The 17,249-nt window shown below is 61.8% G+C and carries 16 protein-coding genes; 10 read left to right on the top strand and 6 right to left on the bottom strand.

Features of this window, described 5'->3' with window-relative positions:
• The first annotated feature begins 196 nt into the window (after positions 1 to 196).
• From AC1RDQ_RS10420 to AC1RDQ_RS10405, 4 genes are all read left to right on the top strand, one after another.
• On the top strand, positions 197 to 568 hold the full coding sequence (locus AC1RDQ_RS10420; RefSeq protein ID WP_057712155.1) for a translation initiation factor Sui1: 372 nt from the start codon (positions 197 to 199) through the stop codon (positions 566 to 568).
• Positions 569 to 787: 219 nt separating this feature from the next.
• Entirely contained in the window at positions 788 to 2,701 is a 1,914-nt protein-coding gene (gene speA / locus AC1RDQ_RS10415; protein WP_057712154.1) for an arginine decarboxylase, read from the top strand.
• Positions 2,702 to 2,933: 232 nt separating this feature from the next.
• On the top strand, positions 2,934 to 4,253 hold the full coding sequence (locus AC1RDQ_RS10410) for a type VI secretion system Vgr family protein (protein WP_492587176.1): 1,320 nt from the start codon (positions 2,934 to 2,936) through the stop codon (positions 4,251 to 4,253).
• Positions 4,250 to 5,050, top strand: coding sequence for a DUF4123 domain-containing protein (locus tag AC1RDQ_RS10405; protein ID WP_057712152.1), 801 nt, complete (start codon positions 4,250 to 4,252; stop codon positions 5,048 to 5,050). Before AC1RDQ_RS10410 ends, AC1RDQ_RS10405 begins: the two co-directional genes overlap by 4 nt.
• A gap of 31 nt (positions 5,051 to 5,081) precedes the next feature.
• Here AC1RDQ_RS10405 and AC1RDQ_RS10400 read toward each other — a convergent pair whose 3' ends face one another.
• Both AC1RDQ_RS10400 and AC1RDQ_RS10395 read right to left on the bottom strand, forming a co-directional pair.
• On the bottom strand, positions 5,082 to 6,431 hold the full coding sequence (locus tag AC1RDQ_RS10400) for an MATE family efflux transporter (RefSeq protein WP_492587174.1): 1,350 nt from the start codon (positions 6,429 to 6,431) through the stop codon (positions 5,082 to 5,084).
• A gap of 187 nt (positions 6,432 to 6,618) precedes the next feature.
• On the bottom strand, positions 6,619 to 6,912 hold the full coding sequence (locus AC1RDQ_RS10395) for a hypothetical protein (protein ID WP_057712150.1): 294 nt from the start codon (positions 6,910 to 6,912) through the stop codon (positions 6,619 to 6,621).
• Between the two features lie 155 nt (positions 6,913 to 7,067).
• On the opposite strand from AC1RDQ_RS10395, the gene AC1RDQ_RS10390 reads away from it, so the two are divergent.
• From AC1RDQ_RS10390 to AC1RDQ_RS10375, 4 genes are read left to right on the top strand one after another with little or no spacing between them, the layout of a single operon-like run.
• The gene (locus tag AC1RDQ_RS10390) at positions 7,068 to 7,370 is read left to right on the top strand and encodes a MazG-like family protein (protein ID WP_090452931.1); all 303 of its coding nucleotides are present in this window, start codon (positions 7,068 to 7,070) and stop codon (positions 7,368 to 7,370) included.
• Positions 7,370 to 8,119, top strand: coding sequence for a methyltransferase domain-containing protein (locus AC1RDQ_RS10385; RefSeq protein WP_492587172.1), 750 nt, complete (start codon positions 7,370 to 7,372; stop codon positions 8,117 to 8,119). Before AC1RDQ_RS10390 ends, AC1RDQ_RS10385 begins: the two co-directional genes overlap by 1 nt.
• A gap of 12 nt (positions 8,120 to 8,131) precedes the next feature.
• Positions 8,132 to 8,740: a DUF4136 domain-containing protein gene (locus AC1RDQ_RS10380; RefSeq protein ID WP_492587170.1), complete on the top strand. Its 609-nt coding sequence runs from the start codon at positions 8,132 to 8,134 to the stop codon at positions 8,738 to 8,740.
• Between the two features lie 55 nt (positions 8,741 to 8,795).
• Positions 8,796 to 9,359: a DUF4136 domain-containing protein gene (locus AC1RDQ_RS10375; protein ID WP_057712146.1), complete on the top strand. Its 564-nt coding sequence runs from the start codon at positions 8,796 to 8,798 to the stop codon at positions 9,357 to 9,359.
• Between the two features lie 108 nt (positions 9,360 to 9,467).
• Here the strand turns inward: AC1RDQ_RS10375 and AC1RDQ_RS10370 are convergent, their stop codons facing one another.
• A complete protein-coding gene (locus AC1RDQ_RS10370; protein WP_492587168.1) occupies positions 9,468 to 12,236 on the bottom strand; it encodes an ATP-binding protein in 2,769 nt (922 codons plus the stop codon).
• A complete protein-coding gene (locus AC1RDQ_RS10365) occupies positions 12,233 to 12,388 on the bottom strand; it encodes a hypothetical protein (protein ID WP_198530222.1) in 156 nt (51 codons plus the stop codon). The genes AC1RDQ_RS10370 and AC1RDQ_RS10365 overlap by 4 nt, the downstream gene beginning before the upstream one ends.
• Positions 12,389 to 12,950: 562 nt before the next feature.
• Here AC1RDQ_RS10365 and AC1RDQ_RS10360 point away from each other — a divergent pair.
• A complete protein-coding gene (locus tag AC1RDQ_RS10360; protein ID WP_150813544.1) occupies positions 12,951 to 13,307 on the top strand; it encodes a DUF6124 family protein in 357 nt (118 codons plus the stop codon).
• A gap of 58 nt (positions 13,308 to 13,365) precedes the next feature.
• Here the strand turns inward: AC1RDQ_RS10360 and AC1RDQ_RS10355 are convergent, their stop codons facing one another.
• On the bottom strand, positions 13,366 to 14,220 hold the full coding sequence (locus tag AC1RDQ_RS10355) for a MaoC family dehydratase (protein WP_492587166.1): 855 nt from the start codon (positions 14,218 to 14,220) through the stop codon (positions 13,366 to 13,368).
• Between the two features lie 2 nt (positions 14,221 to 14,222).
• The gene (locus AC1RDQ_RS10350) at positions 14,223 to 15,575 is read right to left on the bottom strand and encodes a 3-oxoacyl-ACP reductase (RefSeq protein WP_492587164.1); all 1,353 of its coding nucleotides are present in this window, start codon (positions 15,573 to 15,575) and stop codon (positions 14,223 to 14,225) included.
• Positions 15,576 to 15,798: 223 nt separating this feature from the next.
• Between AC1RDQ_RS10350 and AC1RDQ_RS10345 the strand changes: the two genes are divergently transcribed.
• Complete coding sequence (locus tag AC1RDQ_RS10345) at positions 15,799 to 17,076, top strand: acetyl-CoA C-acetyltransferase (RefSeq protein WP_340312229.1); 1,278 nt, start codon at positions 15,799 to 15,801, stop codon at positions 17,074 to 17,076.
• The last annotated feature ends 173 nt before the right edge of the window (positions 17,077 to 17,249 follow it).

The raw sequence follows: 17,249 nt of genomic DNA, 5'->3' as shown, positions 1-17,249 counted from the left end.
CGCGATGGACGTCAACGATAACGCGGGCATCCAGAATGAACGCGTCGCTTTTGAGTCCATCGCGAGCGAGCTCGCTCCTACAGTGAAATGAATGTCGTACCGTTTCAGTAGCGCTGCCCCTGCCTGAGTGGGGCTTCGCGGTCGATAGCCTTCCCAAGTGCTGCGACCAGTCTTTGTCCTCCGAAGAGGATTGCCGGTGGCCAAAAAAGCCGCATCCTTCGCCGCCTTGGGCGGCCTGGTATTTTCCACCGACGCAGGTCGTCATTGCCCGGAATGCAGTAAACCGGTGGACGCCTGCATCTGCAGACAGACCGTTATCCCGGCCGGCGACGGCATCGCTCGCGTGCGTCGCGAAAGCAAGGGCCGTGGCGGCAAGACGGTGACCACCATCACCGGCGTGCCGTTGGCTGAAGACGCGCTCAAGGACCTGGCCACGACGTTGAAGAAACGTTGTGGTACCGGTGGGGCGCTGAAAGACGGTGTCATCGAAATCCAGGGCGATCATGTCGAGCTACTCTTGGCAGAACTGATCAAGCTCGGTTTCAAAGCGAAGAAGTCCGGCGGCTAGCAGCCTCTGTGAAAACCACCCTCGGCTTGATCCGGTCCTGATGACATTCAGGTCCGGCATCGTCTACATGGTTTTCACAGAGCCTGTTCATGACCGGTATCTAAACTCACTGCGGTCGGCGGGGTCTATTGCCTCGTTGACGAACCGTCATTTTCATTCTTTAGACTGCGCCGGCCTGAACCCAGGCGACGCACTATGACTTCTTTATAGGGGACTTCGATGTCCGTACGACGCACACGCAAAGACGATGGCAGCCAATGGACAGTTGCGGACAGCCGCAGTGTTTACGGGATTCGCCATTGGGGGGCCGGGTATTTCGCGATCAATGACGCCGGTCGCGTCGAAGTTCGTCCGAACGGTCCGAGCAGCTCGCCTATCGACCTGTACGAGCAAGTCGACCAGCTGCGCAAAAGCGGCCTGTCCTTGCCATTGCTGGTCCGTTTCCCGGACATCCTGCAAGACCGCGTGCGTCAGCTGACCGGCGCATTCGACGCCAACATCGAGCGTCTGGAATACCAGAGCAAGTACACCGCGCTGTACCCGATCAAGGTGAACCAGCAGGAAGCGGTGATCGAAAACATCATCGCCACCCAGAACGTTTCCATCGGCCTGGAAGCTGGCTCCAAGCCTGAACTGCTGGCGGTGCTGGCACTGGCGCCGAAGGGCGGCACCATCGTCTGCAACGGCTACAAGGACCGCGAGTTCATTCGCCTGGCACTGATGGGCCAGAAGCTCGGCCACAACGTGTTCATCGTGATCGAGAAAGAATCCGAAGTCGGCCTGGTGATCGAAGAAGCGGCTTCGCTCAAGGTCAAGCCTCAGGTCGGCCTGCGCGTGCGCCTGTCGTCCCTGGCCTCGAGCAAGTGGGCGGACACCGGCGGTGAAAAATCCAAGTTCGGCCTGTCGGCGGCGCAACTGCTGTCGGTGGTCGAGCGTTTCCGCGCGGCGGGCCTGGACCAGGGCATTCGCCTGCTGCACTTCCACATGGGCTCGCAGATCGCCAACCTGGCGGACTACCAGCACGGTTTCAAGGAGGCGATCCGTTACTACGGCGAACTGCGCAACCTCGGCCTTCCGGTGGATCACATCGACGTCGGCGGTGGCCTGGGCGTGGACTACGACGGCACGCACTCGCGTAATGCCAGTTCGATCAACTACGACATGGACGACTACGCTGGTGTCGTGGTCGGGATGCTCAAGGAATTCTGCGATGCGCAGAGCCTGCCGCACCCGAACATCTTCTCCGAAAGCGGCCGTTCCCTGACCGCGCACCACGCGATGCTGGTGATTCAGGTGACCGACGTCGAGAAACACAACGACGACGTGCCGCAGATCGAGAACAAGGAAGCGCTGCCGGAAACCGTGCAGTGGCTGGTGGACCTGCTGGGTCCGACCGACATCGAAATGGTCACCGAAACCTACTGGCGCGCCACGCACTACATGAGTGATGTTGCCTCCCAGTACGCCGATGGCAAGCTGACCCTGGCCGAGAAAGCCCTGGCCGAGCAGTGCTACTTCGCCGTGTGCCGTCGCCTGCACAACTCGTTGAAGGCACGCCAGCGTTCCCACCGTCAGGTGCTGGACGAACTCAACGACAAGCTGGCCGACAAGTACATCTGCAACTTCTCGGTGTTCCAGAGCCTGCCGGACACCTGGGCCATCGACCAGGTCCTGCCGATCATCCCGCTGCACCGTCTCGATGAAGAGCCGCTGCGTCGTGCGGTACTGCAAGACCTGACCTGTGACTCCGACGGCAAGATCAACCAGTACGTCGACGAGCAGAGCATCGAGACCAGCTTGCCGGTGCACGCGTTGAAAGAAGGTGAGGACTACTTGCTGGGTGTGTTCCTGGTCGGTGCCTACCAGGAAATTCTTGGCGACATGCACAACCTGTTCGGCGATACCGATTCGGTGAACATCTACCAGAACGCCGATGGCAGCGTGTACCACGCCGGTATCGAAACCCACGACACCATCGAAGACATGCTGCGTTACGTGCACTTGTCGCCGGAAGAACTGATGACCCACTACCGCGACAAGTGCGCCAGTGCCCGCATCAGCGCAACCGAGCGCACGCAGTTCCTCGATGCCTTGCGTCTGGGGCTGACCCGTTCGTCTTACCTGTCTTCCTGAGGTAAGCGTCACGCTCATCAGGTCGTCTGAAAATTTACCGTTCGCTGCGGAAATTTCAGATGACCTGGTGCGGCAATTCTCCTGTTCCAGGCGAAATTTCCAGCATCTTCGACGACCCAACGCATTTGGTCTTCTTTTCGCGTAGGTTATTTCCTAATTTGTATTTCGGCACTCTACTCGGCCATGTCTCTCAGCGAGAATCCCCGGCCGCCCCTCCTGTAGAGAAACGCCGATGTTCAATCCAGTCAGCGAACCGTCATTTCGTCTGGATGTAGCAGGTCTGCCCGATTCCTTAGAGGTCCTGGTCTTTACCGGCAGAGAAGCCATCAGCGAGCCGTTCGTGTTCGACCTGGAACTGCTGATCGAAGACCCGGTGCTTGACCTTGCCAGTTTGCTGTATCGCCCTGCCTCGTTGCATTTCGGACCAGCCGGAAGCTACGTGCATGGACAATTGCATGAGCTCGTCCAGCGTGACCACGCCAGCGGACCCCGACTCTGCCAGGTGCGTCTGGGGCCAAAACTGGCTTGCCTGGCCCAGCGCTTCAGCCAGCGAATCTTCAGTGCCCGATCAGTGCCGCAAATCCTCGACCAGGTCCTCAAGGAGCACGGCATTACCGGCAAGGATCGACGTCTGGAGCTAAGTGGCCAATACCCGCCCCGGGATTTTTGCACACAATATCGAGAGTCAGACCTGCAATTTCTCCAGCGACTGTGCGCCCAGGAGGGGCTTCACTACCACTTCGAACACCGGGCCCGGGGGCACTGTGTGGTGTTTGGTGATGACCGGCAGCATTTTCCAACCGGCGAACCTGTGGTATTGCGCAGCGAGGGCGATCGACCGGCGGTGCGGCAGTTCGAACGTCGGCGTAGCGGTGGGACAGCTGTGCAGTGCGCCGAATGCCGGACGGACCTGGCGACCTTGCGAAGCGGTCGACTGATGCCACTGTCCGGTCATCCGGTTGCCGATTGCAATCGGCTCTGGCTGCTGACCCGCGTTGAGCATTGGGGCAGCCAGGATACGACGACGCCTTACCACAACCAGGCCCGTGTCCTGCACTGGCCGGCACCCATCAAACCGCCCTGTGTGACGATCGAACCAAGGATGCATGGCCCGCAACGGGCGTGGGTCGTCGAGGTCGATGAGCCAAGCCCTGACCCGCAAAGGCCGGTACCGGTGCAATTCGACTGGCTTTATCAGGGCGAAGGGGCGACGCCCAGTCATTGCTGGCTGCCCCTGGCCAGGCAGTTGCAGGCCTCGACGTTCACGCCGATACGGGAAGGGACCGAGGTGGTCGTGGGTTTTGTCGAGGGCGATCCCGATCAACCGCAGATAACCGGGGTGCTGCATGCGCCGGCAACGGTCGAGGTGACGGACGCCGACACCCCCCAGCCCGGCTGCACCCATGATGAGGGCCTGGAGCAATGGTTGCGCTCGGGGGAGCCATTGCTGATGTTGTGCCTGCTACCCGGTGGCGGCAGCTTCAACCATTGCGCACAGGCTTTGTGCACCTGTCGTCTGGCGACGCAGCTTGGCCAGAGCTCTGGAGCATGATTGCCACACGTACGCCCGAGGCACCCCCGCAGTGGTTGTTGCTGGATGTGCCGGGCACGCCGCAGGCGGGTGTCACACTTCGGCAAATGTTTGCCCAGGCCCGATGGTTCGGGTTGTTCGAAGGCACGGAGTGGCATGCGCTACATGAACAGGGGCCGGTCCTGGTCGATCTGCGCACCTGCCCGGCACTGGCCGATTTATGCATCGTCGACGGAAAACGCTGGCCCGGATTGCTGGTGGTCAGCGAGGCGGGCGCTTCGTCGTTGCTGGCGCATTTGCGGCGCATGCTCACGGTCACGCTTGGCCTGCACCGGGCCCTTCTGAGTTACTACAACCCAACCACAGCGAGTTATTTTTTCGATGCCTGCGATGCGGTTGAACTGAGTCGCTGGCTAGGACCTATCCACCAGTTACGCTGGTTCGGCGGTAGTTGGGCCGACCGCGCGATGGGGTGTGAGGGCTGGCAGCGCTTGTCCAGCCCGGGGTTGTCGGTCAGCCCGTTGGCAGTCGAGGAAAGCCTCAGCGTTGGGCAGCAGGGAAAATTGCAAACCTGCCTGCTCGAGCAGCATGCCTGGCGCTGGAACCGATCCACCGGTGTCGATTTTCCCCGCCTGTGGGCTCATGTGCAGGAGGGGATCGCGCTGGGGTTCAGCGAGCGCCCGGTGCTCGATGGCTGGATATGGCTACGCCTGCAGTATCCTGACGCGGCGCCCGTGCAGCCGTTGCCGGGCGGAACTCAACAGGAACGCCTCGATCACCTGCGAAACCTGTGGCAGAACGATCCACCCTGGCCATGAGGTCGAAATTGATTGTCGGGGCCACGCCCGATCAGTGAATACCGCCGGCGAACCAGCCATCGTTACGGCGCAGGCGCCAGGCGATCATGCCGAGGGTCAGGCTGCGCAGCAGCATGAACAACAGAAAGGTTATCCACAGGCCATGGTTGCCCCCGTCTTGCAGTGCCCAGCCGAAAGGCAGCACCAGCGCCACGGTCAACAGCATGCCGTTGCGCATCTCCCGGGCGCGGGTGGCGCCGATGAACAGGCCGTCGAGCAGGTAACTCCAGACGGCAATCAGCGGCAGTACGGCGAGGTAGGGCAGGTAGATGAACGCGGTGTCGCGCACACTTTGAATGTCGGTCTGCATCTCGATGAACAGATGCCCGGCGAGCAGAAACAGCGCGGCAAAGCCCAGGCTTGCGAGCAACGACCAGCCACCGGCCACCACCAATGAACGGCGCAGGGCATCGCGGTTACGGGCGCCAAGAGCATGTCCGCACAGGGCTTCGACAGCGTGGGCCAGGCCATCGAGGGCGTGGGCGGTCAGCAGCAGGCCATTGAGCAAAAGAGCGTTGGCCGCGACCGTGGCGTCGCCCAGCCGTGCGCCTTGCACCGTGATCAGGAAGAACACCGATTGCAGTGCCAGGCTGCGGATGAAGATATCGCGGTTGACCGCCAGCAATGGCCGCCAATTCTGCCACAGCGCCAATGCCGCCCAGACGATATGCCCGGGGTAGGCGCGCAGGGCTTTGCGGGTCATCAGCAAGCCGATCAGTGCGCCGGTCCATTCGGCAATCACCGAGGCCCGGGCAGCACCGACCACACCCCATTCCAGGCCGAGGACGAACCACAGGTTCAGGGCAATGTTGACCAGGTTAGTGCTCAGCAAAATCGCCAGGGGTGCCCGGGCATTCTGGGTGCCGAGGAACCAGCCGACCAGTGCATAACTGGCGAGCGCCGCCGGCAGGCCGAACAGGCGGGTATGGAAGAACTCGCGGGTCAGCTGATCGAGCTCAGCCGACGGTTGCATGAAATGCAACGCGACCCCGCTCAAAGGCACGCCCACCGCACCCAGGACCACGGCCAGGCCGATGGCGAGCAGCAGGCCTTGCAACAGAATCTGCCGCAAGGCGGCACCATCCCCACGCCCCGCTGCCTGGGCGGCGAACCCGGTGGAGCCCATGCGCAGAAAGCCCATGGCCCAGGCAAGGAAGGTGTACAGACTGGCCCCGACCGCGACGGCACCGAGTTGATGGGCGTGGGGCAGGTGACCGATGACGGTGCTGTCGACCAATGCCACCAGCGGTACGGAAATGTTCGAGAGAATCATCGGCGCGGCGAGTGCCCAGACCCGGCGATGGGTAGGGCGGTCGCGCCAGTCGGCGGTCAGGTTGGACATGCAGGCTCCTTGGAGGAGCGGGCATTGTAGCGGTGAAAACGGATTAGCTAAGTGAGCTCAATTCATAAAACACCAGAGATCCAATGTGGGAGCGAGCTTGCTCGCGATAGCGCTCTTTCAGTTGAATCAATTTTTGATGTGCCGACGCCATCGCGAGCAAGCTCGCTCCCACAGGTGTTCGGTGGGGTCAGTGGATGATCCAGCTGAGCAACCACAGCCCCAGCACCAACCAGATGAAACCCATGATGAACGACGCATTGAGAAAGGCGCGGATCGCTGACCACAGCAGGATCAGGCCGAGGATCAAGGTCACGATGCTGATGACCGAGGTATCCATGCCCAGCGCCTGGGACAGGCCTTCGATGAAATTGCTGCTGGCGTTGCTCAACAGATTGAACAGACCACTGAGGCCATCAACGATGAAGCGGATGATCGAGCCGAGTACCTGGCCGAGCCATTCGGAAAAACCTTCTACCTGCATGAAGTGAACGTCCTGTTTAAAGAGAATTGAGTCTTGGGCTGTCGATCAGGCTGCCGAGTTCCCACAAGCATAGAGGGTTGCACAGAGAACATGCATCTTCTGCCCTTGCCTTCACCTGTGATCCCCCCGAAGCTATACGTCTTCAGGAGAGCCCGATGAACCTTGTTGAACTGACCGAACGCCTGCACGCCATCCGTGACCGCAATGACTGGCGGCAATTTCACAGCCCGAAAAACCTGGCCATGGCCGCGAGTGTGGAAATGTCCGAGCTGGTGGAAATTTTCCAGTGGCTGACCGAAGACCAGTCACGCCAGTTGCCGGCGGACAAACTCGCCCACGCCGGGCAGGAAGTCGGTGACATCGTGCTTTATCTATTGCTGCTGTGCGGCGAACTGGGCCTGGACATGGACGCCGTGGTGCGCAGCAAACTGGCGGACAGCGAACGGAGGTTCAGCTGATGAGCGACCGTCATTTCGATCAACTGGCGACCCGTTTCGCCGAAAAAATCTACGGCGGTGCCAAAGGTGCAATCCGTCTGGCGGTGTTGCAGGCCGATCTGGCCGAAATCTTGCCCGACCGGCCGCTGCGCGTGCTGGACATCGGCGCTGGCCTTGGCCACATGTCGTTGTGGCTGGCCGAGCGGGGCCATCAGGTGACCCTCGCCGAGCCTGCCGAGCCGATGCTCGAAGGCGCCCGCCAGCGTTTTGCCGAAGCAGGGCAGAGCGCCACGTTCATTCAGGCACCCTGGCAGGAGCTGCTCGGGCAACTCACCGAACCCTACGACCTGGTGTTGTGCCACGCCGTGCTGGAATGGCTGGCCGAACCCCACGCCATCCTGCCGGTGCTGCATCAGCTGACCAAGGCTGACGGCTGGCTGTCCCTGGCGTTCTACAACCGTGACGCGCTGATATATCGCAACTTGCTCAAGGGGCATTTCCGCAAGATGCGCAAGAACGATATGGCCGGCGAAAAGCAGAGCCTGACCCCGCAACAGCCCCTTGATCCGCGTGAGCTGGCGGCGCAACTTGAAGGTCTGTGGCAGGTCGAAACCATGAGTGGCGTGCGGGTTTTCCACGATTACATGCCGGTGGAATTCCAGGCCCGCGCCGAGCTGGTGGACCTGCTGGAAATGGAACTGGCCCACCGTCGTCATCCGAGCTTTGCCGGGCTTGGACGTTACTTGCACTGGATCTGTCGGCCTGTCTGATCGGAGCACGCAATGAAAAGTCATTCAGGTGTACTGGTGTTCTGCCTGGGGCTGGCTGCCTGTCAGGGCAGCAACCCCTATGTCGCCACGTCCAACCCATTGCCACCGGCGCCGCCCCAGACCGCCAACACCTTTGACCGCAGCGCTTACCCGGCAGCCCCCCGTGACTATGGGCGCTACCGCAGTTGGGCCTGGCTCGACGGGCATCTGCCACCGGGCACCGCCTGGGCCGACTCGGCACAGATCGCCGAAGCGGTCAGCAATGCGCTGGATCAACGCGGCTTGCGCCCGTTGCACGACAATCGCCCGGCCGACCTGTTTGTCAGCGCCGACCTGCGCCTGGAAACCCGTTTGCGCCAGGTACAGGACGACTATTACGGCGGCGGTTATGGTGGCTACAACGGCTACGGCCCTGGATATGGCGGGTACGCCACCGTACCTGTCGTTCGTACCTATCAGGAGCAAGTCGTGGTGGTTCAGGTGGATATGTTTGACGCCAGGAGCGGCCAGCCGGTGTGGAGCTCCAGCGCTGAAACCGGCAACCGGGGCAGCGAAAGCGAGCGGGCCGATGCCATACGGGAGGCTGTGAAAAAGGCAATGTCGGCGTATCCTCCTAGTTAGCTTCTTGTAGATAAGAAGCATTCCGCAGGATCATGCCTTCAACCGGAGACTCATCATGTTCCGCCGTTTTGTTTTACTGGCAGTGGCCGCGCTGCTCAGTGCCTGCGCCGCCAACCAGGTCAATCATGACTTTGACGCCAGCCGCGACTTTGCTGCCTATCGCAGCTGGACCTGGAAAGAACCCGCCCTGCAATACCGTCCCGACGATCCACGGATCAAGAGCGACCTGACCGAGCAGCGCATCCGTCAGGCGGTTGCCGATCAACTGGATCAGCGCGGTCTGCGCCCGGCCGCCGCAGGCGCCAAGGGCGATTTGAATGTGCAGACCTACCTGATTGTCGAAGAGCGGCAACAACAGGTGACCACCAATTACGGTGGCGGCTGGGGTAACCCATGGTATGGCTACTACGGCGCCCCTATGTATAACGAAACCCGCAACGTCAGCTACAAAGTGGCGACCATCCAGATCGACCTGCTCGATGGCAAGGACGGCAAACTGGTGTGGCGTGGCAGTGACGAACAGATACTCAGCCGCACGCCGAACCCGACGGATCGTCGCGATGCCATCTGGGAAACGGTCACGCGGATATTGGCCAACTACCCACCGCACGCATCCTAGAGTCAGCCAGTCTCTCAACCCCTGTACCCTACAGGGGTTTTTATGCCTGGCACTGGCAAGCCTGGGGATCGACCTGAACAAAGTCGAGGTGGGTGCCAACCTCGGTTGTCACTCGGGACGCCCATCCCTGGTGATCTGATCCGGCAGCACAATCGGCAGTTCTATGCAGAAACGCGCACCCTCGGTGGAGTTCCTGACGCTCAGCTTGCCGCCCATGTTCTCGACAATGTCATAGCTCACCGAGAGCCCCAGACCGGTGCCGAAGCCCACCGGTTTGGTGGTGAAGAACGGCTCGAAAATCCGCTCCAGCAAACGCGGGTCGATACCGCCGCCGTTGTCCTCGACCCACAGGCGTACCGAGTGTGTATCCCGTTCGGTATACAGCGAAATCCACGGCTTGAACCCGGACAGGGTTTCGCGCTTGCCGAGTAACGCGTCCCGAGCGTTGACCATCAGGTTGATCAGTACCTGTTCAAGCTGATCGACATAGCCGCGCACCTGCGCCTCAAAACCGGTCTCGCTGATGCGCAGGTCGACGCCTTTGTCGCGTAGGTCCTCGGACAACAGTGACAGCGTGCCTTCGATGGCCTGGACCGGGTTGAACGGTTGCTGCTCGGTTTCCGAGCGGCGGCCGAACACCCGCATGTGGTCCACCACCCGCGCGGCGCGCTGCACTTGCGTGTCGATGCGCGTGAGCTTGTCGATCAGGTAATCGACCTGTACGTCGCCGTTGTTCAGGCGCTTGAGTACGTTGACGATAGCCATGCGCATCACATTCAGCGGCTGGTTGATCTCATGGGCCAGGCCGGTGGCCATTTCTCCGAGGGTGGCCATTTTCGCGCTTTGTGTGAGCTGCTGCTGCGCGCGCCTCACCTCGGTGTTGTCGCGCCCGACAGCCTGGACCTCGAGCAACCGGCCCTGTTCATCGAACACCCCACGATCGGACCAGACCCACCAGGCGTGTTCGCAGCCGGGCAGTTGCAGGTTGATCTCGGCGGTGCTGACCGGAAACTCGGGGCTCAGTCGGTTCAGCCGCTGGATGAATGCAGTGCGCTGTTCCCCGGACATCCAGTCGCCCAGATTCACCCCCGGCAATTGTTCGGGCGCCAACTCCAGACAGGTGGCCAGCGGGCGGTTGCCGAAGGTCAGGATCAAGTCCGGCTGGTAGCGGCAGATCATCGCCGGCGAGTCTTCCACCAACATCCGGTAGCGTTCTTCACTCTGCCTGACCTGTTCGGTGGCCAGGGTCGCTTCGGTGATGTCCAGCCACAGGCCCACGGCTTCCACCGGCAGGCCGAGGTCGTTGCGCAACAACTTCGCTTCATCCAGCAGCCAGTGATAGTCGCCGTGACTGTCACGCAACCGATAGCGGGCGCGCACCGAGCCTTCACGCAGCAACAGCCGCGTGCGCTCGAAATACTGCAGTCGGTCGTCGGGATGCACCCGCTCCCCCAGCGCCCCGGGCGCGCAGTCGGCGAGGGTCCAGCCGAGCAGTGGCAACAGGCTGTCGCTGAAAAACACCGGGTGCAACGCACCGTCGACATAGCGCTGTACGTAAATCACCGCCGGAGAGCTGGCGATCAGATTGTCCAGGCGTGCATGGGCGGCGATGGCGCTCTGTTCCTGGTTCTTGATGTCGCTGATGTCGAGCATGAACCCCACCAGACGACGGTTTTTTCCCGCGCCCAGAGCCTGGCCTTGCAGGCGATACCAGGCGGGTGCGGGCGCACCGTAGGGGCGATACAGGCGCACGCACAGCAGCAGGGGAGTGCCAGTCTCCTGCAAGTCTTGCAGGCAGATGCGCAGCTCTTCGCGGTCGGCGGGATACACCTGATCGAGCCAGTCCTGCATGGATAAACGCGACATTCCAAGGTTCAGGGTAGTGGCCAGCGAAGGTGCCAACTGAACCTCGTCGCTGTCGCTGAAAACTTCCCACCAGCCTGTTCCCAGCAAGGCTTGCAGCGATTCCAGGCGTTCCAGTTGCAGGTGATGCCGGTGCTCGCGCAGGCGCCCGAGCAAGGGACTGGCGAGCGCGGCGGTGATTTGTAGCCAGTCGCGTTCCGTGACATCGGGGGCGCGTTTTTGCGCCGTGAAGAAACCGCACAGCAACCAGGCGACCACCCCTTGCGCATCATGATAGGGCACGACGAAGCCATCGGTATTGCCGAACGTACCTTGCAGGCGCGGGTGTTCGCGCGGGGTCAGGTGCTGCGGAGCCGAGCCGCTCAAACTGTCCAGCCCCGTGCCCAGGCGTTGACCGTTTTGCCAGAGTTGCGGTGCATCCAGGGCTGCGTAGTGCTGGTGAATCTGCCAACCATGTTCCTGCTCATCGAGCAAGGCGAGGGCAATGCAGGGGATCTGAAAACGCTGGGCCAGGCTTTGCAGTTGCTCGGTCAGCACCTCGGGCAGGCGCGTCAGGCTGCACAGGCGCAACTGTTCGGCGATTTGCTGCGCCAGCACCTGGCATTGTTCGCGGTTGCGCGATTGCAGACGCTCAAGCAGCAGGTCGCCGATGTCCAGCATCTGCAACAACCAGGTATCGGCCAAGGGCTGCGCCCAGCCGCGCAAATGCAGCGGGGGGCCGTTGAGGCTGTAGAAGTCCAGGTCCAGGGTTTGCCCCTGCCAGTCCGCCGGCGAGCCTTCGATGACGAGGCTGCTGTGGGGCAACAGGAAGTCGAACAGATGCGGTGCCTGCTCGCTGGGGGGGTGCTGGGCCAGCAAGTGCCGCAGCGGACCGCTCAGTTGAACGACACGCCCCTCGGCATTGAGCTGCATCTGCAATCCGAAACTGTGCACCCGCGGTGCCTCTTGCGGTTCCGGCGGGGGCGGCGGATGGCGATGGAGCAGGCGCCCGAAGAGTTTGTCCCCGGCACTCAAAATTGCAGGCTCGCACTGGTCGTGAGGGTCGCCGGCAGATTCGGTACCTGTCCGATGCCCGGCAGGTTCAGATGAATGGCGGCGGTCAGCAATCCCAGGGCGAACTCATTCGCGGCGGCACTTTTTTGTTTGTGGGGGAGGCTGGCTTTCATGAGTGCGTCTACCTTGACCATCACTGAGTAATGTCAGCATAGAATCATTCCGCCAAAACGGAGGTTTGGGTTGTGTACATATCCATTTCTTCGGTAACGGCCACTTATGGTTCCGCTCTTAGCGGGTCACTTTTGGCTGTGGGAGCGAGCTTGCTCGCGATGGCGGCCTGCCAGCCGACCGAAATCTTGCAGGTGTACCCAATCCACTGTGGGAGCGAGCTTGCTCGCGATGACGCCCTTTCAGCCAACACATTCCTGTGTAGTTTTCCTCAAGTCCCGAGGAAACCTCCGACACGTTTTTCAGGTTGTCCGTCGGAAGCGCGATCTCTAGCCTTTGTCGGTCGCTGAAAAATCAGTGATCGGGTTTGGTCGCCCGGGTTTAGAATGGCGCACAGTGCCGCGTGAGCGGCATTTTTGTGCTTGCTTAATGGCGAGCTGTGCGTGGGAGGGCTTAGGCCCTGCCGGGTTTCCATTCCCTGGTCGACCAACCTGCGTACGGTTCGCCACCCTTCTGCTTGGTCGCAGTGATGGCGAACTCCAAATCCAAGAATGGAGCTTCACCATGTTCAAACCCACCCCAAATCCCCCCGAAACCGACGACGTTTCTCCCTACCAATCCCCTCACTCAAATAAATTCCACGAAGCCGCCGACCGCGCCCTCGATCACTACCTCAATCCGCCCAAGCCACCTGCCGTTCACAAACCCAGCACTATGTTCGTCATCGCCCCGGACATCGATACCGAGACCCTGCTGGCCCACGCCTGTGAGTCGCTGGCGTCGGCGAGTGTGATGGCGAGTGATTTCGCAGGTTTTCTGGAGGGCTCGCAGCGCAACACCCTGCTGGGGATTGCGCAGGTGATCATGCTGGGTGAGCTGGCGGTGAACCGGGCGTTGGATAATCTCGATCCGCAAAACTAACCGCGGAGCTTTTGTGGCGAGGAGCCAGCGCCCTCGCCACGTCGAGGTATCAGCTTTCTCAGGCAACCGGCCGCCAATCCCCGACCATATGCTCCAGCTCCCCGACACCCACCAACTGAAAATCCCCGCTCGGCCCTGGCGCACTGGCCAGTAACGTCACCTCACTGGGCAACCGTACCGGTTTCTTGAACTGCACCGCGATCTCGACATTCGCTACAGGCAGATGCCCGGCCAGCGCAGCCAACGTGCGTGCCTTGTTCCACAGGCCATGGGCGATGGCGGTCGGGAAGCCGAAGAGTCGGGCGCTGGCCGCGCTGAGGTGGATCGGGTTGTAGTCGCCGGACACCTTGGCGTATTGCCGGCCGATGTCCGAAGGCGCTTTCCAGTGCTCGACTTCGCTCAGGGCCAGGCTGGATACCAGGCTCTCTTCGAGCGGTTCACCCTCGAGTTTGACGCCGCGACAGAGCATCCGGCTTTCTGCTTCCCACAACGGCCCCAACTGATCGTCGAGGGTGGTCAGCAGATCGAACGTCGCGCCTTTGGCGTGGGGTTGCAGGTTCTGCACTTGCACGCTGACGCATACCCGATTCACTCCACCCATGGGACGCAGTACACGAACGCGATTGCTCAGGTGAATCAGGCCCAGTAGCGGGAACGGGAAGTCCCTGGTCGTGAGCAGTTGCATCTGCAAGGCAAACCCGAGGATGTGCGGGTAGGTCGGTGGCAGCAGGCCGTTGTCGGCGAAACCACAGACCTTGCGATAAGCCGCCAGGCGCTTGGGGTCGGCTTCGACCCAGCAACGCAAACCCGAATCGGGTAGGGTGGTGCCCGTGATTTTTCGCCGTGTCGCCGCTCGTGCGTACAATCCTGGCAGGCCGGGTTCGCGGTTGAGTGTGTGCCAGTCGGTGATCATCCTTAAGCCCCCAGAACGCTTTGCCCGCATACACGCAACGCTTGCCCGGTAAACGCGCCGGTGCCCGGTTGCGCGAGCCAGGCCACGGCCTCGGCGACGTCCTGCGGCAGGCCGCCCTGGCCAAGCGAACTCATGCGGCGTCCGGCTTCGCGCAGGCCGAAGGGAATGTGCGCGGTCATCTGCGTTTCGATGAAGCCCGGTGCCACGGCGTTGATGCTGATGCTGCGCTCGTGGAGTAGCGGCGCCCAGGCTTGCGCCAATCCGATCAACCCGGCCTTGCTCGCCGCGTAATTGGTTTGCCCGCGATTGCCGGCGATGCCGCTGATGGACGCCAGCAGGATCACCCGGCCGTTGTCGTGCAGGGCGCCGCTGTCGAGCAGGGCTTTGGTCAGCACTTGCGGCGCATTGAGGTTGACCGCCAGCACCGCGTCCCAGAATTCCGGGGTCATGTTGGCCAGGGTTTTATCCCGGGTGATGCCGGCGTTGTGCACCACGATGTCGAGCCCGTCGGGCAGTTGTTCAATCAACTGCGCGGCGGCGTCTTCGGCGCAGATGTCGAGGGTGATGGTGCGCCCGCCGAGGCGTGCGGCGAGGGCTTCGAGATCAGTTTTGGCCGGCGGCACGTCGAGCAGGATGACGTCGGCACCATCGCGGGCCAGGGTTTCTGCAATGGCGGCACCGATACCGCGCGCCGCACCGGTGACCAGTGCCTTGCGCCCGGCGAGCGGGCGTGTCCAGTCGGTGACGGGCGTCAAACACGGATTCAAGCGAATGACCTGCCCGGACACGAAGGCGCTTTTCGGTGAGAGGAAAAACCGCAGTGGGCCTTCCAGTTGCCCCTCGGCACCTTCACCGACGTAGATCAATTGCAGGGTGCCACCGCTGCGTAATTCCTTGGCCAGTGAACGGCTGAAACCTTCCAGGGCACGCTGGGCACTGGCGGCGAACGGGTCACGCAAGGTTTGCGGATCGCGCCCGAGAATCACCAGGTGCGCACAGTGGTCGAGGTTTTTCATCAGCGGCTGGAAAAACTCGCGAAGTTGCTTGAGCTGATCGGTGTGCAGCAGGTCACTGGCGTCGAACACCACGGCCTTGAGTTTCGGTCCATGGCCGGGAATCCAGGCCGTGGCCATCGAAGGCTCGGCGCCGTAGCTGTAGATTGCGTCGGTCAGACGGTTGGCGAAAGCGCTGACGTGTTCGGCCAACGGCCCGCCTCCAATCAGCAGGGCGCCTTCTACAGGTCGCAACCGGCCCGCTTGCCAGCGCTCCAGTCTGGTCGGTGTCGGCAACCCCAGGGCGCCGACCAGGCGATGGCCGATGGACGAATTGGCGAAGTCGATATAGCGGTCAGACATGGAACACGCTCCGAAAGCTGGGGATCAAAGTGTGGACCATGAATGGCGATCAGTCGTTCGATCCACGAGATAAGGCCTACGCTTGGTTACATTGTAGGAGCGAGCTTGCTCGCGATGGCGGTGTATCAGCCAACATCGATGTTGCATGTGCTGACCTCTTCGCGAGCAGGCTCGCTCCCACAGGGGTTAGTGTTTACATCAGGTCTTTTGTCAGGAGCTCTTCATGACCCAACTGCACCGCGTCGCGATCATCGGCGGTAACCGGATTCCCTTCGCCCGCTCCAACGGCCCCTATGCCACGGCCAGTAACCAGGTGATGCTCACCGCCGCCCTCGAAGGCCTGATCGAACGTTACAACCTGCACGGCCAGCGCATTGGTGAAGTGGTCGCCGGGGCGGTGCTCAAGTTGTCGCGAGACATGAACCTCACGCGCGAGTGCGTACTGGGTTCGCGACTGTCGCCCGCCACTGCGGCCTATGACATCCAGCAGGCGTGCGGCACCGGGCTGGAAGCGGCACTGCTGGTGGCGAACAAGATTGCCCTGGGCCAGATCGACTGCGGCATCGCCGGTGGCGTGGACACCACCTCGGATGCGCCGATCAGTGTCAGCGAAGGCCTGCGCAAAATCCTCCTGCAAGCCAACCGCGCGAAAACCACCGGCGACAAACTGAAAACCTTCCTGCAATTGCGTCCCAAACATCTGATCCCCGAATTCCCGCGCAACGGCGAGCCGCGTACCGGGTTGTCCATGGGCCAGCATTGCGAGCTGATGGCCCAGACCTGGAACATCCCTCGCCAGGCACAGGATCAATTGGCGCTTGAGAGCCATCAGAAACTGGCGGCGTCCTACGCCGAGGGCTGGCACAACGACCTGATGACACCGTTCCTGGGCCTGACCCGCGACAACAACCTGCGCCCGGACTCCACGCTGGAAAAGCTCGCCGCGCTCAAGCCGGCCTATGAGAAAAGCGCCAAGGGCACCCTGACCGCCGGCAACTCCACGCCACTGACCGATGGCGCGTCACTGGTGCTGCTGGGCAGCGAGGAATGGGCCAAGGCACGCGGGTTACCGATACTGGCCTACTGGCGTGACGGTGAGGCGGCGGCGGTGGATTTCGTCAACGGTGCCGAAGGGTTGTTGATGGCGCCGGTCTACGCCGTACCGCGCTTGCTCGCGCGCAATGGCCTGACCTTGCAGGACTTCGACTACTACGAAATCCACGAAGCCTTCGCCGCGCAAGTGCTGTGCACCTTGAAGGCCTGGGAAGATGCGGAGTACTGCAAAACCCGTCTCGGGCTCGATACGGCGCTGGGCTCGATCGACCGCAGCAAGCTCAACGTCAAGGGCAGCTCACTGGCGGCGGGGCATCCGTTTGCCGCCACGGGCGGGCGCATCGTCGCCAACCTGGCGAAGTTGCTGGATGCGGCGGGCAAGGGGCGGGGGCTGATTTCGATTTGCGCGGCGGGCGGGCAGGGCGTGACCGCCATTATCGAGCGTTGAACAGAAACAACTGTGGGAGCGAGCTTGCTCGCGATGGGGCCATCAGCTTCAACATCCATGTTGACTGCCATACCGCTTTCGCGAGCAAGCCCGCTTCCACAGGTTTTGTGCCTGGCTCAGATTATGTGAGCGACACCGAAACCTTGTGGGAGCGAGCTTGCTCGCGATGGGGC

The sequence above is a fragment of the Pseudomonas sp. GW823-FHT02E01 genome, from assembly GCF_058797535.1.
This window is presented reverse-complemented; position numbering and strand designations above follow the sequence as displayed.